This is a genomic window from Arthrobacter sp. NEB 688, assembly GCF_013201035.1.
In the GTDB taxonomy this organism is placed as follows: Bacteria; Actinomycetota; Actinomycetes; order Actinomycetales; family Dermatophilaceae; genus Phycicoccus.
The window spans coordinates 1,667,229-1,693,150 of record NZ_CP053707.1 but is presented as its reverse complement, the minus strand read 5'-3'; the positions used below and the strand labels follow the sequence as shown (position 1 = coordinate 1,693,150).

Sequence of the window (25,922 nt, the reverse complement as noted above, 5' to 3'; positions counted from 1 at the left end):
CGGCGGGACGGACCCGCCGGCCGAGGAGGAGACCATGGGACCAAGCACCGCACTGGCCATCGCCGTCACGAGCACCGCCGCCGTCGTCGCGGTCGCCGTGGGCACCACGACACCCGCCGTCGCGGACGGGGACGGGGACCACCACACCGAACGGGCCGCCGAGGTGCGGATCGTGGCCCCCGCCCGGCAGGACGTCGTGGGGGTCGCGGGCCGCGGCTGGGCGGTCGACCTGCGCGTCACCGTGCACGGCCGGGACGCCCTGGCCCGGTCGGGCTTCTCCCCGCAGCTGACCGGTCCGGCCGCCCACGCGAGCACCGCGCCCTTCCCCGGCGCCTTCGCCCCCGGCGCCGACGAGGCGCTGCCCGGCCTGGTCGTCCTCGACTCGACCACCGCGATCGGTGCCGGTGCCGGGCAGAACCTCGCCGGCCTGTTCAACCTCACCGCCCTGACCGACCTCCGGCCCGACCGGGTGTCGGTGATGGACACGTGGATCGTCGGCGCCCCGTCCTTCGGCACGAGCACGCGCTCGACCATCCTCGCGGCCGTCGTCGACGACCTCGACCAGGACGGCCGCTACGACGACGCGCCGGCCGTGGTGCCGGACGCCGACGGTGACGGTGACGTCGACGCCCGTGACCTGCGGGCCCTCGGGCTCGCGTCGCGCGTGGCCTCGGTCGACTTCGTGGTCACCGGACCCTGAGCGCGCCACCATCTCCCCCATGACCCCTCCGGCGGACGAGGCCGCCCTCGCCACGGTGTACGCCGCGCACGCCCCTGCGGTGCTGGCGTACCTGCGTCGACGGGCGGCCTCCCCGCAGGTGGCCGACGACCTCCTGCAGGAGACCTTCCTGCGGGTGTGGCGGACCATCGGCCGGCTCGAGGCGGGGCGCGACGAGCGGGAGGTGCGGGCCTACCTCCTGACCGTCGCCCGCAACGTCGCGACCGACGCCTGGCGCTCCGCCGGCCGCCGGCCCGAGCTCCTCGACGACGGCTCGGTCCTGGGCGCCCTGCCCGAGGAGGACGGCCTGGAGGAGGCCGTCGACGGCTGGCTCGTCGCGGAGGCGCTCGGGCGGCTGCGGCCGGACCACCGGGAGGTGGTGCGGCTGCTCTTCCACGAGGGCCTGTCCGTGCGCCAGGCGGCCGCCCGGCTCGGGGTGCCGGAGGGCACGGTCAAGTCACGCAGCCACTACGCGGTGCGCGCCCTGCGCGTCGCCTTCGAGGAGATGGGAGTCACCCGGTGACCGAGGACCACGACGAGCTGAGGCACCTGCTCGGGCCGTGGGTGCTCGGCGGGCTCGACGCCGCCGACCGTGCCCGCTTCGGCGCCCACCTGGACGGGTGCCCCGTGTGCCGGGCCGAGGTCGAGGCCTCGACGCCGGTGGCGGGCCTCCTGCGCCGCGTCCCCCCGCAGGAGTGGGCCCGACCCGCCACGGACGGCGCCCCGCCGGGGGACCTCGCGCCCCTCCTCCTGGCCGTGGCGGCGCAGCGCCGCGCCGGTCGCCGCCGCACGCTCGCCCTGGGCGCGCTCGCGGCGACCGTCGCCCTCGTGGGGGGCGTCGCGCTCGGGGCACGCCTCGACGGTCCCCAGGACCCACCCCCCGTCGCAGCCGCCATCGCGCTCGCCCCGGCGCCCGGCTCCGGCACCACGGGCCGCGCCGATCTCGCCCCCCGCCCCTGGGGGACCCAGCTGGCCCTCGAGGTGCTCGATCTGCCGAGCACGGGGCGCTACGCGCTGGTCGTGCACTCGACCGACGGCACGCGCGAGACCGGGGCCACGTGGTCCGCCACCGACCGCGCCCGGATCCGCGTCGTCGGGGCCACCTCCCTCCCCCCGGCGCGCATCGCGGTCCTCGAGGTCGTCTCGGTGGAGGGTGGGACCCTCGCCGAAGGACACGCGACCTGACCGATCGGAGAGGGTCTGGCCGGTCCCGGTCACGACCCGGGCGGACGGGTGCGCGACCTCGCCGCGAGGGTTACCGTGGCTGCACCCGAGGGGCCAGGAGGGCCGGGATGACGGCGCTGGGCGGCAACGGAGCCGGGACCACGACCACGACGTGGCCGCTCGACGCGTCCGCGCTCGTCAAGTTCCAGGCCCCGGAGATCGTCTTCGGGATCGGCGCGCTCGCCGAGGCCGGGTACGCCGCCCGTCGGCTCGGGGCACGCCGGCCGTTCGTCGTCACCGACCCCGGGCTCGTCGAGGCGGGCTGGGCCCACGAGCTGCTCGGCCACCTGCGCGAGGTCGGCCTCTCCCCCGTCGTGTGCAGCGACGTCTCGCCCAACCCGCGCGACGTCGAGGTCGCCGCCGCGCACGACCTCTACCGGGCCAACGACTGCGACGTCATCATCGGCCTCGGCGGCGGCTCCGCGATGGACGCCGCCAAGGGGGTCGCCGTGCTCGCCGGCAACGGCGGCTCGATCCTCGACTACCGGGGCGTCGACCAGGTGCACCGCGAGATCCCGCCGACGCTCATGGTGCCGACCACGTCCGGCACCGGCGCCGACGTCAGCCAGTTCTGCATCGTCACCGACACCACGCGCCACGTGAAGGTGACGATCATGGGACGCGCGCTCGTGCCCGACATCTCGATCACGGACCCGCGCCTGCTGACGACGATGCCCGAGTGGCTCAACGCGGCCACCGGTCTCGACGCCCTGACCCACGGGATCGAGGCCTTCGTGTCGCGGGCGCACAACGCCCTCGCCGACGTCCACGCCCTCAACGCCGTCGGCCTGGTCGACCAGCACCTCGTGCAGACGATGCGCAGGCCCGACGACCCCGAGGCCCGCACCGGGATGGCCGAGGCTGCGCTGGCCGCGGGGCTCGCCTTCACCAACGCGATCCTCGGCGCGACGCACGCGATGAGCCACCAGGTCGGCGGTCTCCTGGACGCCCCGCACGGCGTCATCAACGGGATCCTCCTGCCGCACGTCATCCGCTACAACGCCGCGTCCTCCCCCGACCGGTTCGTGCCGCTCGCACGCTCCGCCGGGATCGCCGTCGACGGGATGCCTCCCGCCGAGGCCGCCGAGGCCCTCGCGACGAAGGTGCGCGCGCTGGCCGACGAGGTCGGGGTGCCGCGCTCGCTGCGCTCCCTCGGCATCACCGAGGAGCACCTCGTGACGCTCTCGGAGAACTCCCTCGAGGACGCCTGCCTCACGACGAACCCGCGCCCCACCGACGCCGCCGACATCGAGCGCATCTTCCGGGCCGCGCTGTGAGCGAGGGCGCCACCGACATCTCTCGGCTCACCGGGGTCCGGTCGGGCAAGAACTCCTACTACCCGGCGTACCTGCGCTCGACCGAGCGGACGCAGCGGGCCGTGCGCGCCATGGACACGATCTCGCGGGCGGTCGTGCGCACCGTGGAGGGCCCGCGCGGGCTGCTCGAGGAGGTCGCCCGGGCGGCCGCCGACCACCTCGACGCCGACTGGGCCGTCCTCGCGCTCGCCGACAGCCACCTCGAGCGGGCCCGGCCGCGCTTCGTCGTCATCGGCCCGGACCGGCGCAGCGTCGGCGACCCCACCGAGGTCCCCGAGGCGGTGCGGCTCGAGCTGTCGGCGGTGCGCTCCGGGTACGCCGGCCCGTCGGCGCGCACCGACGTCTGGGTCCGCGTCCCGATGTACCTCGAGGGGCGCCGGGTCGGCGGGCTCGCCGCGCGCCACGGCCTGCACGACGAGCCGGAGCCGGAGGACCTCGCCGTGCTGCGCATCCTCGCCAACCAGGCGGCCGTCTCCCTCCACACGAGCGAGCAGTACCAGGCGGGGCTCTCCCTGCACCGCCGCGCGCAGCGCCTGCACGAGGAGACGCGGGCGCAGGCGCGCGACCTCGCAGCCCGCACCGCCGAGCTGGAGGCGGCCGAGCACCGGCTCGCCGTCGCCGAGCAGCGCGAGCTCGTCGACGCGGAGCGGCACCGCATCGCCCGCGAGCTGCACGACAGCGTGACGCAGTACGTGCTCTCGGCGGGGATGGCCGTCGAGGTCGCGCGCGGCGAGGCCGAGGCGATGGGTGCGCGCGACGTGGGGGCGCAGCTGCAGACCGCGAAGTCGTTGACGCAGACGGCGGTCGAGCAGCTGCGCACCGCGATCTTCGCCCTGACCCGGCCGCACACCGACTCCGTCGCCTCGCTCGAGGACCTCCTGCGCGAGGTCGTGCACCACCACCGGCCGACGCTCGACATCCAGGTACGGGTCGCCGGGCGCACGACCGCGCTCGGCCACGAGGTGCACCACGAGGTCGCCCGGGTCGTCGGCGAGGCGCTCTTCAACGTCGTCACCCACGCCCGGGCGCGGCGGGCCGTCGTCCGGGTCCGGTGGATGCCGGACGCGCTCGTGGTGTCGGTGTCCGACGACGGCGACGGCGAGCCCGCCGCGCTGCGCCGGATGCTCCAGCTCGAGCGCCGGACGGTGCGCGACGGCCGGCACCAGGGCCTGGCCAACATGGACTGCCGCGTGCGCGGCCTCGGCGGCACGCTCGCGTTCCGCCGCTCGCGCCTCGGGGGCGTCCGGCTCACCTTCCGCGTCCCCCTGCCCGTCGTCCGGGTCCCCGCCGGGCTCGCTCCCCCGACCGCCGAGGAGGCCACGCCGTGCTGAGCGCCACCGACGTCCGAGACACCGCCCCCGACGACCGCGAGACCATCGGGGTGATGCTCGTCGACGACCACGCGATCGTCCGGCAGGGGCTGCGCTCCGTGCTCGAGCGGGAACCGGACATCACGGTCGTCGCCGAGGCCTCCTCGCGCGGCGAGGCGCTGGCCGTCCTCGAGCGGGTGACGCCACGCGTCCTGCTCCTCGACCTCAAGCTGTCGTCGTCGAGCGACACCGAGGGCCTCGAGCTCGCGCAGGCCATCAGCACCGGCCACCCGAGCGTCGCGGTGCTCGTGCTCACGACCTTCCTCGACGAGACGCTCGTCCTCGAGGCGGTGCGGGCCGGGGCGCGCGGCTACGTCGTCAAGGACGTCGACACCGCCGCGCTCGTGCGGGCCATCCACGACGTGAGCAAGGGCGAGTCGGCGTTCGACGCGCGGTCGGCCGCGGCGATGGTGCGCGGGATGCAGGCGCCGCCCCAGCCGGTGGCGCCGACGCTGTCGGCGCGCGAGGACGAGGTGCTCCAGCTGTTGGCCCGAGGGCTGTCCAACAAGGAGATCGGGAAGCGGCTCTACATCTCCGAGACGACGGCGAAGTTCCACGTCGGCAACATCCTGCGCAAGCTGGAGGTGTCGGGGCGGGCCGAGGCGGTCTACGAGGCGACGAAGCGCGGGCTGCTGCAGTAGCTGCAGCAGGCGGTGCGGCAGGCGGTGCACCCGGGAGCACCGCGCCCACCGTGACGACGTTCGGATCCCGGCCGCGTACTCCTGTTCTTTGCTGCGGGAGAGCGGTTTTCCACAGCCTTGGTGATGGTCGTCGGTCGTCCACAGGTCTGCGTCCGGGGCTGACGGACTGTCGGTGGCCCCTGCCAGATTGGTCACATGGCAACGGGGACAGGCGAACTCGAGGAGCGACGCTCCCTGCTGAAGGCTGCCACCGACGCCCTGACCGACCTCGACGAGGCCTTGGCCGCCGCACCGGGTGACGACCTCGGCGACCTGATGGAGCTGCTCGACACCCTCGCCGCGCGCGCGTCCGCCGCCCGCGTCCAGGTCACCCTCGAAGCCGTCCGCCGCGGCGAGGTCGCCGGCTCCGCCACCCACGCCTGGGTCCGCACCCACGCCCCCTCCCTGCGACAGTCAGGCGCCGCCGCCGTCACCCGCCTCGCCCTCGACGTCGCCGCCGACGACACCCCCACCCACCGCAACGACCCCGGCCCCGACACCCCCCTCGGCATCGTCTGGGCCGCCGTCCACGACGCACACATCGACGCCCACACCGGGTGCGCCGTCCTGCGCGAGACCACCCGCCTCGCCCCACTGCTCGAGTCCGCCGCGCTGCCCACCGCCACCTCGGGGCTCCTCGCCCTGGCCGCCGAGTACGGGCCGTCCGTGATGCGCCGCCTGCGCCCCCGGCTCCTCGCCGAGCACGGCCACGACGGCGCCCTCGAGGACCTCCACACCCGCCTGGCCGCCGCAGCCCGCCTGTCCATGCCGCACGTGGAGTCCGGGGACCTCACCGAGTACCAGCTCTGGATGACCCCCGCACAGGCCGCCACCCTCGAAGCCGCCATCGGGCCGCCGTCCGCGCCCGCGCCGAACGACGACACCGGCGAGGCCGACCTGCGACCCGCCGGCCAACGCCGCGTCGAAGCCCTCACCGTCGTCTGCGCCACCGCCACCGCCCACACCACCGGCGCCCACGACACCGACCGCGGCCCCGACACCACCCTCCACCTCACCATCCCCCTCGCCGACCTCACCACCACAGACACCGCCACCCCCGCCACCACCTCCGACACCGGTGGGCTGTTCGCCACCCCCACCGGCACACCCGCCCGCGGCGCCGGGACCGTGCTCGCCACCACCGCCGACGGCACCCTCCTCACCCCCGAGACCGCCCGCCGCCTCGGCTGCGACGCCGCCCTCCTGGTCCACCTCCTCGGCACCCGCGGCGAACCCCTGACCCTCACCCGCATCCTGCGCCTGTTCACCCGCGGACAACGCCGCCACCTCCTGTTGCGAGACCGAGGCTGCACCTACCCCGGCTGCACCGCCCCCGCCGCCTGGACCCGAGCCCACCACGTCCACCACTGGGCCGACGGCGGCCCCACCGACATCACCAACGCCGCCCTCCTCTGCGAACGCCACCACACCCACGTCCACCGACGCCGCCTCTGGGCAGAAGTCCACCAACACCCCGACGACCACGGCACCCACGTCACCTGGGACCTCACCCCCCACTCCTACGACCGACACCTCGACACCCTCGAACACCCACCCGACCAAGCCGACGCCGTGGCCTGACGCTCGCCCGGGCCCCGGGGGTACCGGCCGTGAAATCGGTTGCCCGCCGGCGCGTCACGCGCGCACAGTGGCGTCGTGACCGACCGGCCGACCCTGTTCCTCACCGTCGGCCTCCCGGGGGTGGGCAAGACGACCCGGGCCCGGGAGCTCGCGGCGACCCACGGCATCCTGCGGCTCACCCCCGACGACTGGATGGCGCCGCTCCTCGGCGACAGCGATGCCGACGGCCGCCGCGACGTGCTCGAGGGCCGGATGGTCTGGGTCGCCCACGAGGTGCTGCGCAGCGGCGTCGGGGTGGTCCTCGACGTCGGCTGCTGGTCCCCGGAGGAGCGCTACGCGATCCGCGCCGTCACCGAGTCCGCCGGCGGACGCTTCGTCCTGGAGGTGGTCCACGCGGCCGAGGAGGAGCGGCGACGGCGGGCGCGGCAGCGCTGGCTCGACGCACCGGAGACCACGTTCGAGATGACCGACGCGGACCACGACCGCTTCCTCGCCGCGGTCCGGCTGCCGGACGCCGCCGAGCTCTCGGGCGGTCCGCTGCCCGCCCCACCAGCCGGGCACCCGACGTGGCACCGCTGGGCGAGCACGCGCTGGCCGACGCTCCCCGACCTCGCACCGCCGGGCGGGGTCTGACGCGGACGACCGCGGGTCGGGTCAGCGCACCCGGAAGGCGTCGACGTTGACGCGGCCGCTCAGCCGCTCGAGCACCATCGTGTGCTTGCCCGCCGTCAGGGTCGGCCCGGCGACCATCCGGCCGTCGACGATCGTGGGGCTGGACAGGTTCACCGTCCGCACGTACCGGCCGTCGACGGACATCCGGACCTTGCCGCCACCGGGCCCGGTCGACGCGACCCAGTCGGCGCGCGTCCCGGTCCACGTGAGGGTGGCCTTCGCCCCCGACGCCGAGCTGTTCTTCTGCACGTTGCCCGGGCTGCAGGTCGACGCGCCGCACGTGCCCGTGCGCCAGGTGCCGGAGTAGCGGACCGCCGCGGCGTCCTGCTCGACGAGCGTCGGCGCCGCCTGGGTCGTCGTGAAGCTGACCTCCGTGCCGGCGGCCGGAGTCGCGCCGCATCCGCCGGTGGCGTGACCGAGACCGTCCTGGACGGCCGTCGTCCCGCGCCACGGGGCGGGGCTCGTCCGCACCCACGTGTCGTCCGGCCCGAGGTCGTTCTGGTAGCTGTCGCCGAAGACCGCCCTGACCGTCGAGGAGCCCTCGACGAACTGGGCCTCGAAGGCCCACTCGGCGTAGGGGTCGGAGTAGCTGAGCCCGGCGAGGCCGGCCCGCCACTGGACGACGAACGTGCGGTGCGGCGCCGTGCCGTGGACGCCGGTGAAGATGCCGAGGGTCGGCTTCTGCGAGGTCTGCTTGGCGAACCCGCTGTGCACGGCGAAGGCCGCACCCACCTCGGGGTCGGGGAAGCAGCCGATCGACTCGGTGCGCGTCGCGTCACCGGAGAACTGGATGTTGCCGGCGGTGTCGGCGAGCGCCGACGTGTAGGTCTTCCCGAAGAACTTGACCGGGAAGGGGAACTCGAGCGGCGTCGTGCACGCGCTCGTGTTGTTCCACTCGTCGTAGCTGCCGCAGTGGTTGCCGATGTCGGTGCTCGCGCCGAGGAGGCCCACCCCCGTCCGGACGGACGTGACGTAGCCCGGCGACGCGGCCACGGAGGCCGACGACGGGGCCCACGACACGGGCCGCGCCTGCGCGGACGAGAGAGCGAGCGTCGGCGCGCAGAGCCCGATGGCTGCTGCGATCGCGAGCATGGTCCGACCAGTTGGTGCCACGGCGCCTTCCCCTGTCAAAGCCGCTGTACACGAGGAGGGTAACCCCTCCCCGTCCGTCCCGACAGCGGTGTCCCAGCGTGTCCCCGGAGCAGCCGGACGCGACCCCCGCCGAGGTCATCCGCGGTCGAGCACCAGCCACCCGCCGTGGTGCTCGGACACGTCCGCCCGCCAGCCCGCGGCCGCACGGCCCCACTCCCGCAGGGTCTCGAGCGAGACGGCCCACAGGTGTCCGTACTGCTCCGACGGCGAGTCCTCGAGCGGCACGCCGACGACGACCCGCCCGCGCGCGACGCGGCAGGCCTCCCGCAGCACCTGGGCCGCGTGGTCGGGCTCGAGGTGCTCCAGCAGGTGCACCGCGAGGACGGTGTCGGCGCTGCGGTCGGGCAGCGGGACGTGGGCCGCGTCGCAGGCGAGGGTCTGCACGTCCACGCCGAAGCGCGGTGCCATCGCGGCGAGCAGCCGCATCGTGCCGCCCGAGACGTCCGACGCGGTCACCGTGCGGCCGTCGGCGGCCACCCGCAGGGCGAGGAAACCGAAGCAGCTCCCCAGCTCGAGGACCGACCGGCCGCGCACGAGCGACTCGGCCCGGGCGTACACCGGTGCGTAGTCGCGGATGCACCCGTGGCCGGCGGCCGTGCCCGGGGTCGGCTGCGAGCGCGCGGCCGCGCCGACCGCCGCGAGGGTGTTGGCGTAGAACGCCTCCCACGCGACCTCGGGCCGGTCGGCGCACGTGAGTACGACCCCGGTGAACACCCGCTCGAAGAGCTCGGACCCGCGCAGCCACCCCGCCTCGAACAGCTCGTCGGAGAGCAGCCCGGCGAGGTCGTCGTCGACGTCGGACAGGCCGAGCCCGTGCTCGACCACGAGGTCGGCGCCGTCGTGGACGAGGTCGAAGTGCGGCGTGCGCACCGCCCCGAGCCGCATCCGGGTGTCGGGGCGTCGCGGCCGCACCGTCACGACCCCGTCCCGGTAGCAGGCCCCCACCAGCGGGGCGAGGGCGTCGATCGGCGCGACGGTCACACCAGCACCTCCGACATCCGGTGCGAGAACGACTCCAGCGCAACGAGGTTGCGGACCACCTCGATGTGGTCGCACGACGGCTCGTAGAGCGGCAGGTCGCAGCGGCCGAGTCCCCACGAGTACCGCGGCTCCGGCGTCAGCCAGACGACGTGCCGGGCGCGGCGCGCGATCTCCTCGAACGCCCCGACCGCCGGGTCCTTGCCGTTGCCCCGGCCGTCCCCGATGACGACGACCGTCGTCCGACGGGTGATCGCGGACCCGTACTCGTCGAGGAACTGCCGCAGCACGCTGCCGTAGTCGCTGTCGGCGTCGACGTCGACGACGCCGCCGTCCGAGCGACCGGCCATGACCATCGCGAGCGCCTGCTGCACGTGGTGGTCGTCGAACAGGTCGGTGATCTCGGCGACCTCGTCGACGAACGCGAACGAGCGCACCTTGGACGCCACCGACTGCAGCCCGTGGACGAGGTGCAGCGCGAACCCGGACGCCGCCCGCACCGACAGCGACACGTCGCACAGCACGAGGAGCTGCGGGCGGTCCTCCCGCTTGCTCACGAGCACCGGCCGGAACGGCACGCCGTCGTAGCGCATGTTCGAGCGCATCGTCCGCCGGCTGTCGATGACCCCGCGGCCGGCGACGTGGCGCCGCGGCCGGGGGGCGCCCCGCAGTGCCCGCAGCAGCCGGCGCACCGCCTCCTCGAAGGCGAGCCGGTCGGACTCCGCGAGCACCTCCGCCCGCGCGACGTCGAGCTCGCGCTCCTCGACCTCGGCCTGCGTCGCCATCAGCTGCTCGATGTGCTGCTTGATCCGCTCCGGCAGCGAGGCGAGCAGGGGGGCCAGCTGCGCGCGCAGCCGGGCGGTGTCGGGGTCGTCGAGCAGGGCCTCGAGCTCGTCGTCCGGCTCGCCGAGCCAGCTGAGCAGGGCGAGCTCCTCGGCCACGGTCAGCTCGACGTCGAGCTCGGCGCCGCGCGCCTCGGTCAGCCGACCGGGCGTGCCGGGGTTGTGCAGCCGCGACGCCGACACCTGCACCCGGGCGGCCTCACCCTGCGGCGTCACCCCGTCCTTCGAGAGCACGACCTCGTCGGTCATCGACGCCATGTCGATCTTGTTCGCCTCCTGGTGGAGGTTGTACTGCTGCGCGAGGTCCTCGGGGCGGAAGAACTCCCGGATGTCCTGCGGCGCACCGTGGCTGTGCCCCTGCTGCGGGGTGTCGGACAGCTCGTCCGAGATCGTCAGCCCGCTCAGCTCCCCGTCGTCGGAGAGGTCGTCGTGGGCGTGACCGTGCCCCTGCGCCTCGGTGACGACCGAGCGCAGCCGGAAGAACCGGTCGAACACGGCGTCGAACACCTCGAGGTCGCGCCGGTCCTTGACGAGCGTGACCCGCAGCGCCGACCGCAGCACCTCGCGGTCGGCCATGATCCCGGGCTGGGCCGCGGCCTCGAGCGCGTCGACCGTCTCGGCGACGCTCACCCGCATCCCGTGCAGGCGCAGGAAGCGGATGAAGCGGTGCAGCGAGCTCTCCACGACGCCTCGTCAGACCGGCCGCCGCCGGGCCCCGCCGCTGCGGAACGAGCGCTGGCCCTGGCTGCTGGAGACCTGCTTCGGCTCGGCCGGCGCCGCGCTCGGCGACCCGTAGTACGCCTCGTCGTGCCGCCCCGGCCGGTCCTTGCCCGCCCGCACGTCGCGCCCGTCGGGGCCGTCGGTCCCGTCGGTCCCGTCGTGCGCGTGACCGTGCCCGTGGCCATGTCCGTGCCCGTGGCCCGACCCGCGCTCGGCGGGCACCTCCCGGTTCGGGTCGACGAGCCGCGGCAGCTCGCGCGTCGCGAGCCCGAGGTCGCGCTCGTACTTCGTCACGACGTTGAGGGTCTCGGCGAGCACCGGCGCCGACAGCTCGGTCACGCCGAGCACGGCGAGCGTGCGGGCCCAGTCGATCGTCTCCGAGATGCTCGGCGCCTTGCGCAGCTCCAGCCCGCGCAGGCCGCGCACGACCCCGACGAGCTGCTCGGCGAGCGCGTCGGCGAGGCCGGTGTCCTTGGAGCGGATGATCTCGAGCTCGCGCTCGGCGGTCGGGTAGTCGAGGAAGAGGTGGAGGCAGCGGCGCTTGAGGGCCGCCGACAGGTCGCGGGTGTTGTTCGAGGTGAGGACGACGAGGGGCTTCTGCTCGGCGACGAAGGTCCCGACCTCGGGCACCGACACCTGGAACTCCGCGAGCAGCTCGAGGAAGACCGCCTCGAGCGCCTCGTCGGCCCGGTCGACCTCGTCGATGAGCAGCACGACGGGGTCCTCCGACGTGATCGCCTCGAGCAGCGGACGGGCGACGAGGAAGCGCTCGGAGAAGAAGACGCTGTCCTGGGCGGCGATCCGCTCGACCGCGGCCGCGATGTCGGGGGCGTCCTCGACGACCTGCCCGATCTTGTCGCGGAGCATCTGCGTGTAGAGCAGCTGCTTGCCGTAGTCCCACTCGTACAGGGCCTTGGTCTCGTCCTGCCCCTCGTAGCACTGCAGCCGCAGCAGCCGCCTACCCGTCGCGGCGGCCACGCTCTGCGCGAGCTGTGTCTTGCCGACGCCGGCGGGCCCCTCGAGCAGCAGCGGCTTGCCGAGGGCCGACTGGAGGAAGGCGGTCGTCGCGAGCCGGTCGTCGGTGAGGTAGCCGACCTCGCGCAGCCGCTCGCGGGCGTCCTCGACGCTCGCGAACGTGGACGGGGTGGTGGCGGGGTCGGTGCTCACGGGCGGTGTCCTCCAGCGTCGTCGGTGGTGGGCCGTGGGGCCGGAGCCACCCGGGCGCAGCGAGCGCGCCCGGGTGGCTCCGGGGCTCCGGTCACGAGAGCAGGTCGTCCAGGTCGCCGTTCATGCAGTGGTCGACGACCGGTCGCACCGTCTCGAAGGTGCACTCCTTGGCGTTGCCCGGGGTGCAGGCGTCGCCGAGGACGTGGTTGGTGATGCGGTCGACGTCGGCGTCGTCACCGGTGATGACCTTCGCGTTCTCGTAGAACTTCGTCGGGCCCTGTCCCAGACGGTTCTTCGAGTAGCTGTCGGCGGTCACGTCGGTGAACTTCTCGGTGATGCCCACGTCGCGCAGGAGGCGGATCGCGGCCTCGAGGGCGGCGTCGGCGGCCTGCACGTCGGTCATCCCGTAGGTGTCGACACCCATCGCCTGCGCCATGTCGGCGAAGCGCTTGTACTGGGTCGGCATGTTGAAGGCCCAGACGCGCGGCAGCGCGATCGCGTTGTTCAGCCCGTGGTGGGTGTCGTAGAACGCCGACACCGCGTGGCTGATCGAGTGGATGATCCCGAGGCCGCCGGAGTTGAACGCCTGCGCGGCGATGTACTGGGCGTACATCATCCCCTGGCGGCCGGCGAGGTCCTGGCCGTTCCACACCGCCTGGCGCAGGTTCTCCGCGGTCAGCTTGATGGCCCGCAGCGCGTTGCCGAGCGAGGGTTCGAAGTTGAGCCGCGACACGTACGGCTCGCTCGCGTGGGCGAGGACGTCGAACCCGCACTGCGCCGTGTAGTCGACCGGGCAGTCGTAGTAGAGCACCGGGTCGTCGATGGCCAGCGTGGTCACCGAGGCGTCGTCGAACGCGACGTACTTGTGCGGGTTGTCGGGGTCGGTCGTCGTGTCGGTGATGACGTACGCCCACGACGTCTCCGAGCCGGTGCCGGCCGTCGTCGAGACCGCGATGTGCGGCGGGTTCTTCGGGTTCTCGGACTTGTTGAAGCCCTCGAACTCGTTGACGTTGCGGCCGTCGTGGGCCACCGCGACGCGGGCCCCCTTGCAGGCGTCGTGCGAGCTGCCGCCCCCGATGGACACGAACGAGTCGCACTCGTTGTCCTGGTAGAGCGAGACCGCGTCCATGACGTTGTAGTCCTTGGGGTTGGACTCGACCTTGTCGTACACGACAACCTCGAGGCCGTGGTACTTCATCGACTCCACGATCTTGTGCACGACGTTCGTGCCGCGCAGGCCCGACGTCATGACGAGGGTCTTGCGGAAGCCCAGCTTGAGGGCCTCCGGACCGATCATCTCGTGCGCCCCCGGACCCATGAGGGCCCGCGGGAAGGGGTGGAACTCCTTGATGGGGAACGGTTTGAGCAGCTCGTCGACCTGCATCGGACATCCTCCTCGTTGAGGCACTGGGGGTCAGCGGCCTCGACGCTAGGAGCGCCGCGGCGGCGTGCATAGACGAGGACCGGGAAACCGCCCGCCTGCCCGGGGGCGCCCTACCCGGTCCGGCAGGAGGGCACCGACCGGGCGAGGGGTGGGCGCCCCTGTGGTGCGTTCCTAGCGTGGTGGCACGCCCCGTGACGCGGGTCGTGACCTACCGACGATGCTGGGAGAGGAGTCGCCATGACCCCCGAGGAGATGGCGCAGGAGACCACCGAGGTCGAGCCCGACGAGCTGCTCGCCGACACCCTCGTCGAGGACGTGTCCATCGACGGCATGTGCGGCGTCTACTGAGGCCGGCGACGTGCTCGAGCAGTCCTGGGAGCTGAACGGCTCGGTGGCGATCCGCCCCGAGCCGTTCGGTGCCCTGCTCTACGACTTCACCAGCCGCCGGCTCACCTTCCTCAAGGACCCGCGGCTCGTCGCCGTCGTGGAGGGGCTGCAGGCCGCACCCACCGTGGCCGACGCCCTCGACCGGGCCGGCGTCCCCGCCGCCGACCGCCCCGGCTTCGACGCGGCCCTGCGCCGCCTCGCCGACCAGCGGATGATCACCAGGAGGACCGGATGACCCTCGCCCCCGAGCGCCCCGCGGCGCCGCCCGCCCCCGGCACCCGGCTCGTCGAGCACTTCGAGCACGGCCTCGACGCTCCCATCTGCCTCACCTGGGAGCTGACCTACGCCTGCAACCTCGCGTGCGTCCACTGCCTGTCGTCCTCCGGCCGCCGCGACCCGCGCGAGCTGACCACGCAGGAGTGCTTCTCGCTCGTCGAGGAGTTCCAGCGGATGAAGGTGTTCTACGTGAACATCGGCGGCGGCGAGCCGACGGTCCGCCCCGACTTCTGGGAGATCGTCGACCACGCCGTGGCTCATGACGTCGGGGTCAAGTTCTCCACCAACGGTTTCCGCATCACCAAGGAGCGCGCGGCTCGCCTCGCGGCCACCGACTACGTCGACGTCCAGGTCTCCCTCGACGGCGCGACGCCCGAGGTCAACGACGCCGTCCGCGGCGCCGGCACCTACGACGCCGCCCTGCGCGCCCTGCGCAACCTGCGCGACGCGGGGATGACCGACACCAAGCTCTCCGTCGTCTGCACGCGCGAGAACATCCCCCAGCTCGACCGGTTCAAGGAGATCGCCGACGAGCACGGCGCGGTCCTGCGCCTGACCCGGCTGCGCCCGGCCGGCCGCGGCGCCGACGTGTGGAACGACCTGCACCCGCTCGCCGAGCAGCAGCGCGTCCTCTACGACTGGCTCGTGGCGCACGGTGACGGCGTCCTCACCGGTGACTCCTTCTTCCACCTCGCCGCGTTCGGGGACGCCCTGCCCGGGCTCAACCTCTGCGGCGCCGGCCGGGTGGTCTGCCTCGTCGACCCCGTCGGCGACGTCTACGCCTGCCCCTTCGCGATCCACGACCGCTTCCTCGCCGGCAACGTCCGCGACGCCGGGTTCGGCAGCGTCTGGCGCGACGCCGCGCTCTTCGCGGACCTGCGCTCCCCGCAGACCGGGGGCGCGTGCACCCGGTGCTCGGCGTACGACGCCTGCCGCGGCGGGTGCATGGCGGCGAAGTTCTTCACCGGCCTCCCCCTCGACGGCCCCGACCCCGAGTGCGTCAAGGGCAACGCCGAGGCCTCGCTGGCCGCCGTGGCGGACGGGGTGCGCCCGTCGCCGAGCCAGGACCACAGCCACCGCGGCCCGGTCCGCAACGCGCCGGTCCCGGTGACGATCGCCCGGCGCCCGCCGGCCTCGCCGTGCGACGAGAGCCCGGTCGGCCCGGGTCGGGACGCGCTCCGCGCGCGCTGACGCCTCGTGGACCTCGGGACGGCCGCCAGCGGCGAGCACCTCGTCGGGGCGACGCTGCTCGTGCCCCTCGGGGCCTGCGAGCAGCACGGCGCGCACCTCGCCCTCGCCGCCGACTCCCTCGTCGCCGGGGCCGTGTGCGAGCGGGTCGCCGTGCTCCTCGCGGAGCGCGACCCGGGGCGCCGGGTGCTCGTCGCCCCCACGCTCGAGTACGGCGCGAGCGGCGAGCACGAGGGGTTCGCGGGGACGGTCTCCATCGGCACCGAGGCGCTGCGGCTGGTCCTCGTCGAGCTCGTCCGCTCGGCCCGTCGCTGGTGCGGCCCGGTCGTGCTCGTCACGGGGCACGGCGGCAACGCGGAGGCGGTCGCGGCCGCCACCCGCCGCCTGCGGTGGGAGGGCCACGACGTCGGGTGGACCTCGTGCGCCGAGCCGGGGTGGGACGCCCACGCCGGCCGCGCCGAGACCTCGCTCGTCCTCGCCCTCGCACCCGACGCGGTGTCCCCCGCGTCCGCCGTGCCCGGGGCCACCGCACCGCTGCCCGAGCTGCTGCCCCGGCTGCGCGCGGGCGGCGTGGCCGCGGTGACGGCGACCGGCGTCCTCGGCGACCCCCGGGGCGCGAGCGCGGCCGAGGGCCGCTCCCACCTCACCCGGGTCGCCGAGCGCGTGACCGCCCAGGTGCTCGCCGCGGACGTCGACGAGCACGGCCGGCTCGTGCGGCCCGCGCCCGCCGGGGTGCCGGGATGAGCGGCCGCGTCTCCGTCGTCGCCGGTGGGGCTCGCGGTATCGGCGCCGCCGTCGCGCGACGGCTCACGGCTTCCGGGCCGGTCACCGTCCTCGACGACGTCGGCGGCGAGACGCTCGGGTACGCGCACGCGTCGGCCACCGACCGCGACGCGCTGGCGGCCGAGGGCATCCCCTGCCGCGTGGTCGACCTGCGCGACCTCGACGCCACGCGCGCCGCCGTGGACGCCGTCGCCGACGAGCACGGCGGGCTCGACGTCGCGGTGTCGTGCGCGTCGGTCATCGCCGGCGGTGCGCCCCTGTGGGAGACCGCTGCCGAGGTCCGCGACGGGCTCTTCGCCTCCGACGCGGCGACCGCGTGGAACCTCGCGAGCGCGGCGGTCCCCCACCTCCTGCGGCGTCCCGCGGACTCCCGACCGACGGTCGTCGTTCTCACCTCCACCGCGGGCGAGCGCGGGCTCTACGGGCTGTCGGCCTACGTCGTCGCCAAGCACGCCGCGACCGGCGTCGTGCGCGCCCTGGCCGCCGACCTCGTCGGCACCGGGGTCACGGCCGTTGGCGTCGCCCCCGGCGCGACCGGCTCCCCGATGCTCGCCGCCACCGCCCGCCTCTACGGCCTCGACGACGTCCGGTCCCTGACCGAGCACCAGGCGGCGCGGCGCCCGCTCGACCCCGACGAGGTCGCCGCCGTCGTCGAGCTCGCGGCGAGCGCCGGCACCGTGCTGCACGGGGCCGTCCTCGACGCGGGCGGGGGGTCCGGCCGTGGCTGACCTCCCCCACGGCTTCCGGGTGCGTCTCGCCGACGACGCCCACCGCTGCGACGACGGGCGCACGCTGTTCGGCGGCTCCTCGGGGCGCCTCGTGCACCTGCGCCCGGCCGCCCTGCGACGCATCGACGACGCCGGCGTGCTGCGCGTCGACGACCCCACCTCCGCACGCGTCGCCCGGATGCTGCTGGACCGCGGTCTCGCGCACCCGTGGTGGAACGGGAGCCGTCCGTCGTCGACCACCGGGGACGTCACGGTCGTCGTGCCGGTCCTCGACCGCCCGGCCGCGCTGGACCGGCTGCTCGGCGGGCTCCCGGGGACGACCGTCGTGGTCGTCGACGACGGCTCCACCGACCCGGCCGCGATCGTCGAGGTCTGCCGACGCCGGGGGGCGCGCTACGTCCGCCACCCCGAGCGCCGGGGCCCGGCGGCCGCCCGCAACACCGGGCTGCGGGTCGCGACCACCGACGTCGTCGCGTTCGTCGACTCCGACGTCGTCCTCGACGCCGCCTCCCTCGCGGCCCTCCGACGCCACCTCGAGGACCCGGGGGTCGCTCTCGCGGCGCCCCGGGTCCTCGGGCTGGACGAGGGCCGCGGCGTGCTCGCCCGCTACGAGGCCGCCCGCTCCTCCCTCGACCTCGGCGCCTCCCCGGCACGCGTGCACCCGCACGGGCGGGTGTCCTACGTGCCGAGCGCGGTCCTCCTCGCCCGGCGGGAGGCCCTGGGTGACGGCTTCGACGAGTCGCTCGAGGTGGCCGAGGACGTCGACCTCGTGTGGCGGGTCGCCCGCCACCACGACGTGCGCTACGACCCGACCGTCGTCGTCCGGCACGAGCACCGCACGACCGCGCGGGCGTGGCTGTCCCGCAAGGCGTTCTACGGCACCGGAGCAGCACTGCTCGCCGCCCGGCACGGTGAGGCCGTCGCCCCGGCCGTGCTCGCGCCCTGGACGGCGGTGCTCGCCGGCGCCCTCCTCGCGCAGCGCCGCTGGAGCATCCCGGCCGCCGTGGCCGCGAGCGCGGTGGCGCAGGTGACCCTCGCGCGCCGGCTGCGCGGCAGCGACCACCCGCACCGGGCCGCCGCGGCCGTCCTCGGCGTCGCCCTGCACGCCACCCTCACCCAGACCACCGCCCTCGTCGTGCGCCACCACTGGCCGGTCACGGCCGCGCTCGTGCCGTTCTCGCGCCGGGCGCGCCGGGTGGCCCTCGCCGCGGCCGTCCTCGACGGCGTGCTCGACCACCGCCGGGTCCGCCCCGACCTCGACGTCCTGCGCTACACGGCCCTGCGTCGCGCCGAGGACCTCGCCTACGGCGCAGGCCTGTGGCGCGGCTGCCTGCGCGCCCGCTCCCCCCGCGCACTCCTCCCCGTCCTCCGGCCCCGGCCGGCCCCGCCCACCACCCACCCCGAGAGGTGACCTTCATGAGCAGCACCGGATGGTTCGAGACCGTCGCGGAGGCCCAGCGCCGCGCCGAGAAGCGGCTCCCCCGCTCCGTCTACAAGGCCCTGCTCGCCGGGTCCGAGCGCGGGCAGACCTACGAGGACAACATCGCCGCGTTCGCCGAGCTCGGGTTCGCGCCGCACGTCGCGGGCGGCAGCGCCGAGCGCTCGCTCGCCACCCGCGTCATGGGGATGGACCTCGCCCTGCCGGTCATCATCTCGCCCACCGGGGTCCAGGCCGTGCACCCCGAGGGAGAGGTCGCCGTCGCCCGGGCGGCCGCGGCGCGCGGGACGGCGGTCGGGCTCAGCTCCTTCGGGTCCAGCCCGATCGAGGACGTCGTGGCCGCCAACGACCGCACGCTGTTCCAGATCTACTGGTCCGGCGGCCGCGACACGATGACCGAGCGGCTCGAGCGGGCCCGCTCGGCCGGCGCGCAGGGCGTCATCGCCACCCTCGACTGGACCTTCTCGCACGGCCGCGACTGGGGCAGCCCGACCATCCCCGAGGCCCTCACCCCCCGGGCGATGCTCTCCTTCGCCCCCGAGGTCGTCCGCAAGCCGCGCTGGCTGCTGGACTTCGTGCGCTCCGGCGCCCTGCCCGACCTCACGACCCCGAACATGGCACCGCGCGGGCAGAAGGGGCCGACCTTCTTCGGTGCCTACGGCGAGTGGATGACGACGCCGCCGCCCTCCTGGGAGGACATCGCCTGGCTGCGCGAGACGTGGGGCGGCCCGTTCATGGTCAAGGGCATCTGCCGGGTCGACGACGCGCGCCGCGCGGTCGACGCCGGGGCCACGGCCATCTCGGTCTCGACGCACGGCGGCAACAACCTCGACGGCATCCCCGGTGCCATCCGGATGCTCCCGGGCATCGCGGACGCGGTCGGCGACCAGGTCGAGGTCGTCCTCGACTCCGGCATCCGGCGCGGCGGCGACGTCGTCAAGGCGCTCGCCCTCGGCGCGAAGGCCGTGATGATCGGGCGCGCCTACCTCTGGGGGCTCGCCGCCAACGGGCAGGCCGGCGTCGAGAACGTCCTCGACATACTCTCCGGCGGGGTGTCGTCGGCCCTGCTGGGGCTCGGGCGCGGCTCGGTCCAGGAGCTGACCCGCGACGACATCCTCGTGCCGGAGGGGTTCACCCGCACGCTCGGCGCCGCGCAGGTGCCACGCTGACCGGGTGAAGCGGTTCCTCCTCGGTGTCCTGACGACCCTGGTCGTCCTCGTGCTCGGCGTGATCGTCCTCGGGCTCTCGCTCGGCTCGGGGGCCACTCCGGCAGCGCTGCCCTCCCCGCCCCCGTCGGGGGTGCGCGTATCGCCGCCGGGCGACCTCGGGCCTGACGAGACCTGGCTCGGCGCCGTCCGGCTCCAGAGCCGGGAGGTGCTCGCCGCGGAGGGCGACCTCGTCGACGTCGACGCGACCGGCACCGGTGTGCGCTTCGGGCCGGACGGCCTGCGGGCCACGACCCTCGCCGTGCGGGCGACCCTGCCGTTCGGCACCGTCGCCGAGCAGGTGGGCGCCGGGACCCGCCTCTACGCGGCGGGCGAGGGACGCGCCGGGGTCGAGCGGCAGGTGAACGTCCTCGGCCGCGACCTGCTCGTGCGTGCCACCGGGCGGGTCCGGGCCGAGGGCGGCCTGCTGGTCCTCGAGCCCGAGACCGTCGACGTCGGCGGCCCCGGGCCGGTCGACGCGGCCCTCGGCGCCGCGGCCCGGCAGCTGGTGACCATCCGGACCCCCGTGACCGGCCTGCCCGACGGGATGGTCCTGCGCGAGGTCGGGGTCGACGGCGCCGGCTTCGCCGTCCGGCTCGACGGACAGGACGTCGTCCTCGGTCGCTGACCTGGCGCCCGTCACCGGGACGCACCACCCGGGGACGGCGACGGGTCCGCCACCTCGTGGAGGTGGCGGACCCGTCGTCGGTCCGGTGCGAGACCCGGGTCAGGGCGCCTCGGAGGTCACCGTCGTCTCGTGCGTGCGCACGTCGTACAGGAACGTCGTCCGCGCCCCGTCGACCGGCACGGTCACCGACATGTTGGGCCCGTCGGGCACGCCGCCGTCCCCGTAGTTGGTGTCCCACGAGAGGTCGTGCGCGATCTTGAACTCGTAGGTCCCGGCGGGGATACCGGTGAGCGTCAGCGCGTAGACGCCGTCGCCGTCCGGGTCCTGCAGCCACGGCCGCAGGCAGTCGGCCGCCCAGTCCGCGGCGCAGCCGAGCTCGGACTGGAACGAGCCGCCGGCCACGACGACCGGGCCCTGCTCGTCCGACGTCGCCCAGTGCGTCGCGGGGTCGTAGTAGAAGGTGACCTTGCCGTCGGTCGTCTCGACGTCGATGTTCGCGCCGTCGCGCGCACCGCCGGCGCCGTAGTTCTCGGTCCACGCCCGGTCGAGCGCGGCCTTGTACGAGTACGGGCCGACGGGCAGGTCCACCGTCTTCTTCCAGATGCCGTCCGTGGTGTCGAGCGTCGCCTGCGCCTGCTCGCAGTCGGGCAGCCAGTCGGCCGTGCAGCCCATCTCGCTGTTGAGCGTGCCCGCGAAGGCCACGGTGCCCGGCTGGGTGGCGGGGCGGTCACCGTTCTGCGGGACCGTCGCCGACGGCGGCTGCGCCGTCACGGCCCACCCGCTGTCGGCCGCCACGCGCCCGGCGGCGTCCTCGACCACGGCGCGGTACTCCAGCGCGGTGCCGACGGGCATCCCGCTGACGTCATGGAAGACCCGGAACGGCGCGTTGTCGTCGGTGCCGAGCAGGCGCCAGTCGCGGGTGCCGACCGGCCGGTAGAGGAACGTCGCCTGGCTGAAGGTGCCGGACTCGACGCTCGCGCCGACCTCGGTGCGACCGTGCACGGCGTCCCCGTCGAGGTCGAGGGTGACGCGCGGCGCGGCGACGCGGGTGTCGACCGGCGACCACGCCCGCCAGACGGCGACCGTGAGCGGCGGGACCGTCACCGTGACGGAGCCGTCGGCGCCCGTGCGCAGCGTGCTCTTCGTGCCGTACAGGGGCTGGAACCCGCTGCGGCTGGTCCAGGTGTCGAACGTCGCGGTCTTCGGGGTGGTCCCGTTGTTCGCGACGACGAGGTACTCACGCTGCGCGTCCTTCTCGTGCCCCTTGGGGTGGTGCTCGCGCTCGTCGGTGGACCCGACGCGCGAGACCGCGAACAGGCCGGCCCCCTCGTCGGCGTAGCGCTGCACCTGCGCCCCGTCGGCGAGCACCGGGTGCTTGGCCCGCAGCCGCGAGAGCTCGGCGAGGTGACGGTAGATGGGGTGCGTGGTCGAGTAGCGGTCGCGCGAACCGGGCTTGCCGGCGAGGACGGCCTCGTCGTTGTAGACCTGCGTCCTGCTCGCGAACATGTCCTGGCGGGCCAGCTGGTCGCCGCCGGTGCCGATGAAGCCCTGCTCGTCGCCGTAGTACGTGACCGGGTTGCCGCGCATCGTGAACATCAGCGAGTCGGCGAACAGGACGCGCTTGAGCAGGTCCGCGTCGTCCTTCGCGGCGCCCTTGAGGAACATCGCGACCCGGCCCATGTCGTGGTTCCCGAGGAAGGTCGGGAGCTGGTAGGCGTTGCTGTCGGCGTCGGTGTAGTAGTCGTCCTTGGCGAAGAAGTCGGCGAGGACGTTGGCCGGGTTGCCCTTGGCGAAGTCGACGCCCTGCTGCTGGAAGCCGAAGTCGAGCGTCGCCTGCAGCTTGCCGGAGGTCGTGTACTCGGACATGACGGCCGGGTTGCCGTCGTACACCTCACCGAACGCGAAGAAGTCCTTGTTCTTGACCCGCTTGGCCTCGCCGAGGATGTCCGGGATGAACTTCTGCCAGAACTCGAGGTTCACGTGCTTGACGGTGTCGATGCGGAAGCCGTCGATGCCGAAGTCGACCCACTGCTTGTAGATCTCGCCCATCCCGTCGACGACCTCGGGCCGCTCGGTGAACAGGTCGTCGAGGCCGACGAAGTCGCCGTAGGTCGAGGACTCGCCGGCGAAGGTCGAGTCACCCCGGTTGTGGTACATCGTCACGTCGTTGAGCCAGGCCGGGGTCTTGGCCTTCTCGTCGCCCGGGTGGAGGAACGGCGTGTACGGGAAGGAGACCGCGGGGTCCAGCGTCGGGAAGGCCTGGTTGACGTGGTCGCGGTCGTCGAAGGCGGTGCCGCTCGCGTCCTTGTACGGGAAGGCCTTCTTCGTCCGGTAGGTGTACTGGTCCTCGCGGTAGTCGATGACGTCGGCGGTGTGGTTGGTGATGATGTCGAAGAAGACCTTCATCCCCTTCCTGTGCGCCGCGTCGATGAGCTTCTTCATCTCGGCGTTCGTGCCCAGGTGGGGGTCGATCTTCGTGAAGTCGGTGATCCAGTAGCCGTGGTAGCCGGCGCTCTCCTGGCCGGGGCCACCCTGCACCGGCTTGTTCGTGAAGCTCGGCGTCAGCCAGATGGCCGTCGTGCCCATGCCCTTGATGTAGTCGAGCTTCTGGGTCAGGCCCTTGAGGTCACCACCGTGGTAGAAGCCCTTGTGGGTCGGGTCGAAGCCCGTCGTCAGCGGGCCCCCGGTCAGGCCGCCGCGGTCGTTGGCGGTGGAGCCGTTGGCGAACCGGTCGGCCATGACGAAGTAGAACCGCTCGCGCGTCAGGCTGGAGCGCAGCGAGTCCTGGGCCAGGCGGCGGTCGGCCCGGGACGTGCCGCCCGCGAGGTCGACGGGCGTCATCGAGATGGCGTGGGTCGCGTCGTCGTAGGTGAACCGCACGCGGGCGTCGCCCTCGAGCACGAGTGGCACGTTGGGGCCGTCGAACACCCCGCCGGCGCCGTAGTTCTCGGTCCAGCCGTCGTCGAGGGCGACCTTCCACTGGTAGCTGCCGGCCGGCAGGCGGAAGGTCGCGCTCCAGGTGTCGGTGCTCCCCTCACGGGTCAGCTCGGTCGCGTCGCAGTCGGGCGCCCAGTCCGCGGCGCAGCCGAGCTCGCTCTGGAGGTCGCCGACGAGGGCGACCGAGCGGTCGGTGGCCGAGGCGGGGACGGCGGCCAGCAGGCCCGGTGTCCCCAGGACCAGGGCCGTCGCGACGACGGTGGACAGGCGGCGATGGGCTCGGGGCATCGTTGCTCCTCGGGTGGCGGACGGGCGGTCCCGTCCGGCGCGGGCTCTCCGACCAGTGAACCTAGATGCGTAAACGCTTTACATGAAGGGGCAGCGACCGTCCTGACCAAGTCTTTACCCTTCGGCGTCGGCCCCGGGCGGACCTACCGCGTGCGCTGCACCCGTCCCTCGTCCCACACCGGCTCGTCGGCCTCCACGACCCGGCCGTCCTGGCGGAAGACGAGGAAGCGGTCGAGGTCGCGGGCGAACCACCGGTCGTGGGTCACCGCGACAACGGTGCCCTCGAACGCCGCGAGGGCGTCCTCGAGGGCCTCCGCCGAGTGCAGGTCGAGGTTGTCGGTCGGCTCGTCGAGCAGGAGAAGGGTCGCGCCGGACAGCTCGAGCAGGAGGATCTGCAGCCGGGCCTGCTGGCCACCGGACAGCGCGTCGAAGGACTGCTCCGCTGCGCCGGCGAGCCCGTACCGGTCCAGCGCCCGTGCCGCGAGGTCGCGGGGCATCCCGGCCCGGTGCTCGTCCCCGCGGTGGAGGATCTCGAGCAGCGTGCGGCCGTGGAGGGCCGCGTGGTCGTGGGTCTGGGCGAACCAGCCGGGGCGCACCCGGCTGCCGAGGACGACCCGTCCACCGTGCTCGACCGGGCCGGGACGGATCTCCCCGACGGGCTCGTGCTCGCGCTCGGGGTCCGTGCCGCCGGCCGCGAGCAGCCGCAGGAAGTGCGACTTGCCCGACCCGTTGCTGCCGAGCACGCCGACCCGCTCGCCGAACCACAGCTCGGTGTCGAACGGCTCGACGAGCCGCTCCCCGCCGACCCGCAGCTCGAGCCCGGACGCCACGACGGCCCGCTTCGCCGTCCGGCCGCCGGTCAGGCGCATCGACACCCTCTGCCGCAGGGGAACGGCCTCCGGCGGACCGGCCTCCACGAACCGCCGCAGCCGGGTCTCCGCGGCCTGGAGCCGGGCGGCCATGTCGGAGTTGTAGGCCGCCTTCTGCCGGTACATGACGACCAGGGCCTTGAGCTTGGCGTGCTCCTCGTCCCAGCGCCGCCGCAGCTCCTCGAGCCGGGCGTTGCGGTCCTCCCGCGCCGCGTCGTAGGTGGAGAAGCGCCCCGGATGCACCCAGGCGGTGTTGCCGCCGTGCCCCGGCTCGAGGGTGACGATGCGGCTGGCGACCCGGTCGAGGAGCTCGCGGTCGTGGCTGACGAACAGGACGGTCTTCGGGGAGGCGACGAGCTGCTCCTCGAGCCAGCGCTTGGCCGGCACGTCGAGGTAGTTGTCGGGCTCGTCGAGCACGAGCACCTCCTCCGGGCCGCGCAGCAGGGCCTCGAGCACGAGGCGCTTCTGCTCGCCCCCGGAGAGCGTCGTCACCGGGCGCCACTGGGCGCGCTCGTACGGGACGCCGAGCGCGGCGACGGTGCAGACGTCCCAGAGGGTCTCCCACTCGTAGCCGCCGACGTCGCCCCAGTCGACGAGGGCCTGGGCGTAGTCGAGCTGGTCCTGCTCGCTCTCGCGCTCCATCATCGCCAGCTCGGTCCGCTCGACCTCGGCCGCAGCGGCCCGGATGGCGGCCGGGGCCACCGAGACGAGGAGGTCGCGCACGGTGGAGCCGTCACGGACCTTGCCGATGAACTGGCGCATCACCCCGAGACCACCACTGCGGGTCACGACGCCGTCCTGGGCGTCGAGGTCCCCGGCGAGGATGCGCAGCAGGGTCGTCTTGCCGGTCCCGTTCGGCCCGACGAGCGCCACCTTGGCTCCCTCCCCGACCCGCAGGCTCACCTCACGCAGGAGAGGACGGCCGTCCGGGAGCGAGTAGCCGACGCCGGCGATGTCCACGTGTCCCACCCCGTCATGGTGCCAAGTCAGAAGGCGCTCGGCACCCGCATTTTCAGAGCCGCACACGCCTGGCCGGCGTGGCCGCCGGACGCACGAGAGCCCACCGCGGGTGCGGTGGGCTCTGGGGAGGACACGGTGTGGGCGATGACGACCGCTCAGGACGTTCAACGCTCTGGCATCGAACACTCTGGCACTGAACGTCCAGGCATTGACTGCTGAAACGTTGAACGCCAAAGCAGTGGACGCGAGGTGTTCGGGAAACCGAGAAAGGGCCCACCAAACGTGTTGGTGGGCCCTTTCTGGATTGGTTGTCCGGCTGCGTCCTACTCTCCCACACCGTCACCAGTGCAGTACCATCGGCGCTGAAGGGCTTAGCTTCCGGGTTCGGAATGGAGCCGGGCGTTTCCCCTTCGCTATGACAGCCGAAACTC

Annotated in this window: 23 protein-coding genes and 1 rRNA gene; 16 read left to right on the top strand and 8 right to left on the bottom strand. The window is 74.1% G+C overall.

All coding sequences use genetic code 11. The features are described 5' to 3' along the window. Positions 1-34 precede the first annotated feature (34 nt). The 8 genes from HL663_RS08040 (at position 35) to HL663_RS08005 (ending at position 7,522) form a co-directional block, all read left to right on the top strand. The gene (locus HL663_RS08040) at positions 35-700 is read left to right on the top strand and encodes a hypothetical protein (protein WP_173027845.1); all 666 of its coding nucleotides are present in this window, start codon (positions 35-37) and stop codon (positions 698-700) included. Positions 701-719: 19 nt separating this feature from the next. Beyond that, positions 720-1,241: a sigma-70 family RNA polymerase sigma factor gene (locus HL663_RS08035; RefSeq protein WP_173027844.1), complete on the top strand. Its 522-nt coding sequence runs from the start codon at positions 720-722 to the stop codon at positions 1,239-1,241. After that, positions 1,238-1,903 (top strand): anti-sigma factor family protein, encoded by a 666-nt coding sequence (locus HL663_RS08030; protein WP_173027843.1) that lies wholly within the window; start codon positions 1,238-1,240, stop codon positions 1,901-1,903. Before HL663_RS08035 ends, HL663_RS08030 begins: the two co-directional genes overlap by 4 nt. Before the next feature lie 107 nt (positions 1,904-2,010). Beyond that, complete coding sequence (locus tag HL663_RS08025) at positions 2,011-3,219, top strand: iron-containing alcohol dehydrogenase (RefSeq protein ID WP_173027842.1); 1,209 nt, start codon at positions 2,011-2,013, stop codon at positions 3,217-3,219. Beyond that, complete coding sequence (locus HL663_RS08020) at positions 3,216-4,589, top strand: MadS family sensor histidine kinase (RefSeq protein ID WP_173027841.1); 1,374 nt, start codon at positions 3,216-3,218, stop codon at positions 4,587-4,589. The genes HL663_RS08025 and HL663_RS08020 overlap by 4 nt, the downstream gene beginning before the upstream one ends. Then, a complete protein-coding gene (locus tag HL663_RS08015) occupies positions 4,583-5,269 on the top strand; it encodes a MadR family response regulator transcription factor (protein WP_286176003.1) in 687 nt (228 codons plus the stop codon). Before HL663_RS08020 ends, HL663_RS08015 begins: the two co-directional genes overlap by 7 nt. Positions 5,270-5,464: 195 nt before the next feature. Next, positions 5,465-6,889, top strand: coding sequence for an HNH endonuclease signature motif containing protein (locus HL663_RS08010; RefSeq protein ID WP_173027840.1), 1,425 nt, complete (start codon positions 5,465-5,467; stop codon positions 6,887-6,889). Positions 6,890-6,964: 75 nt separating this feature from the next. Further along, the gene (locus HL663_RS08005) at positions 6,965-7,522 is read left to right on the top strand and encodes a P-loop nucleotide/nucleoside kinase family protein (protein WP_173027839.1); all 558 of its coding nucleotides are present in this window, start codon (positions 6,965-6,967) and stop codon (positions 7,520-7,522) included. A 21-nt stretch (positions 7,523-7,543) separates the two neighbouring features. On the opposite strand, the gene HL663_RS08000 is transcribed toward HL663_RS08005, so the two are convergent. The 5 genes from HL663_RS08000 to mdo all read right to left on the bottom strand — a co-directional run bounded on the left by HL663_RS08000 (position 7,544) and on the right by mdo (position 13,804). Next, the gene (locus tag HL663_RS08000) at positions 7,544-8,653 is read right to left on the bottom strand and encodes an NIDO-like domain-containing protein (protein ID WP_173027838.1); all 1,110 of its coding nucleotides are present in this window, start codon (positions 8,651-8,653) and stop codon (positions 7,544-7,546) included. A gap of 135 nt (positions 8,654-8,788) precedes the next feature. Further along, the gene (mftM, locus tag HL663_RS07995) at positions 8,789-9,694 is read right to left on the bottom strand and encodes a mycofactocin oligosaccharide methyltransferase MftM (protein WP_173027837.1); all 906 of its coding nucleotides are present in this window, start codon (positions 9,692-9,694) and stop codon (positions 8,789-8,791) included. Then, positions 9,691-11,217 (bottom strand): VWA domain-containing protein, encoded by a 1,527-nt coding sequence (locus tag HL663_RS07990; RefSeq protein ID WP_173027836.1) that lies wholly within the window; start codon positions 11,215-11,217, stop codon positions 9,691-9,693. The genes mftM and HL663_RS07990 overlap by 4 nt, the downstream gene beginning before the upstream one ends. Positions 11,218-11,226: 9 nt before the next feature. Then, a complete protein-coding gene (locus HL663_RS07985) occupies positions 11,227-12,420 on the bottom strand; it encodes an AAA family ATPase (RefSeq protein WP_173027835.1) in 1,194 nt (397 codons plus the stop codon). A gap of 91 nt (positions 12,421-12,511) precedes the next feature. Continuing rightward, positions 12,512-13,804 carry an NDMA-dependent methanol dehydrogenase gene (gene mdo / locus HL663_RS07980; RefSeq protein WP_173027834.1) on the bottom strand — a complete coding sequence of 431 codons (1,293 nt, stop codon included), beginning with the start codon at positions 13,802-13,804 and terminating at the stop codon, positions 12,512-12,514. Positions 13,805-14,041: 237 nt separating this feature from the next. Here mdo and mftA point away from each other — a divergent pair, with 237 nt between their 5' ends. From mftA to HL663_RS07940, 8 genes are read left to right on the top strand one after another with little or no spacing between them, the layout of a single operon-like run. Then, the gene (mftA, locus tag HL663_RS07975) at positions 14,042-14,152 is read left to right on the top strand and encodes a mycofactocin precursor MftA (protein ID WP_173027833.1); all 111 of its coding nucleotides are present in this window, start codon (positions 14,042-14,044) and stop codon (positions 14,150-14,152) included. 10 nt (positions 14,153-14,162) lie between these two features. Further along, on the top strand, positions 14,163-14,426 hold the full coding sequence (mftB, locus tag HL663_RS07970; RefSeq protein WP_030529738.1) for a mycofactocin biosynthesis chaperone MftB: 264 nt from the start codon (positions 14,163-14,165) through the stop codon (positions 14,424-14,426). After that, complete coding sequence (gene mftC, locus HL663_RS07965) at positions 14,423-15,658, top strand: mycofactocin radical SAM maturase (protein ID WP_173027832.1); 1,236 nt, start codon at positions 14,423-14,425, stop codon at positions 15,656-15,658. Before mftB ends, mftC begins: the two co-directional genes overlap by 4 nt. A 6-nt stretch (positions 15,659-15,664) precedes the next feature. Then, positions 15,665-16,399, top strand: a complete 735-nt coding sequence (gene mftE, locus HL663_RS07960) for a mycofactocin biosynthesis peptidyl-dipeptidase MftE (protein WP_173027831.1) — start codon at positions 15,665-15,667, stop codon at positions 16,397-16,399. Beyond that, complete coding sequence (locus tag HL663_RS07955; RefSeq protein ID WP_173027830.1) at positions 16,396-17,166, top strand: mycofactocin-coupled SDR family oxidoreductase; 771 nt, start codon at positions 16,396-16,398, stop codon at positions 17,164-17,166. Before mftE ends, HL663_RS07955 begins: the two co-directional genes overlap by 4 nt. Beyond that, the gene (gene mftF, locus HL663_RS07950) at positions 17,159-18,577 is read left to right on the top strand and encodes a mycofactocin biosynthesis glycosyltransferase MftF (RefSeq protein WP_173027829.1); all 1,419 of its coding nucleotides are present in this window, start codon (positions 17,159-17,161) and stop codon (positions 18,575-18,577) included. The genes HL663_RS07955 and mftF overlap by 8 nt, the downstream gene beginning before the upstream one ends. 5 nt (positions 18,578-18,582) lie before the next feature. Continuing rightward, on the top strand, positions 18,583-19,773 hold the full coding sequence (gene mftD, locus HL663_RS07945; protein WP_173027828.1) for a pre-mycofactocin synthase MftD: 1,191 nt from the start codon (positions 18,583-18,585) through the stop codon (positions 19,771-19,773). Between the two features lie 4 nt (positions 19,774-19,777). Continuing rightward, the gene (locus tag HL663_RS07940) at positions 19,778-20,437 is read left to right on the top strand and encodes an LmeA family phospholipid-binding protein (protein WP_173027827.1); all 660 of its coding nucleotides are present in this window, start codon (positions 19,778-19,780) and stop codon (positions 20,435-20,437) included. 99 nt (positions 20,438-20,536) lie between these two features. Here HL663_RS07940 and HL663_RS07935 read toward each other — a convergent pair whose 3' ends face one another. From HL663_RS07935 to rrf, 3 genes are all read right to left on the bottom strand, one after another. After that, positions 20,537-23,662 carry a pullulanase X25 domain-containing protein gene (locus tag HL663_RS07935; RefSeq protein WP_173027826.1) on the bottom strand — a complete coding sequence of 1,042 codons (3,126 nt, stop codon included), beginning with the start codon at positions 23,660-23,662 and terminating at the stop codon, positions 20,537-20,539. 143 nt (positions 23,663-23,805) lie between these two features. After that, complete coding sequence (locus HL663_RS07930; RefSeq protein WP_173027825.1) at positions 23,806-25,500, bottom strand: ABC-F family ATP-binding cassette domain-containing protein; 1,695 nt, start codon at positions 25,498-25,500, stop codon at positions 23,806-23,808. A 301-nt stretch (positions 25,501-25,801) separates the two neighbouring features. Next, positions 25,802-25,918, bottom strand: a 5S ribosomal RNA gene (gene rrf, locus HL663_RS07925). Positions 25,919-25,922: the final 4 nt, after the last annotated feature.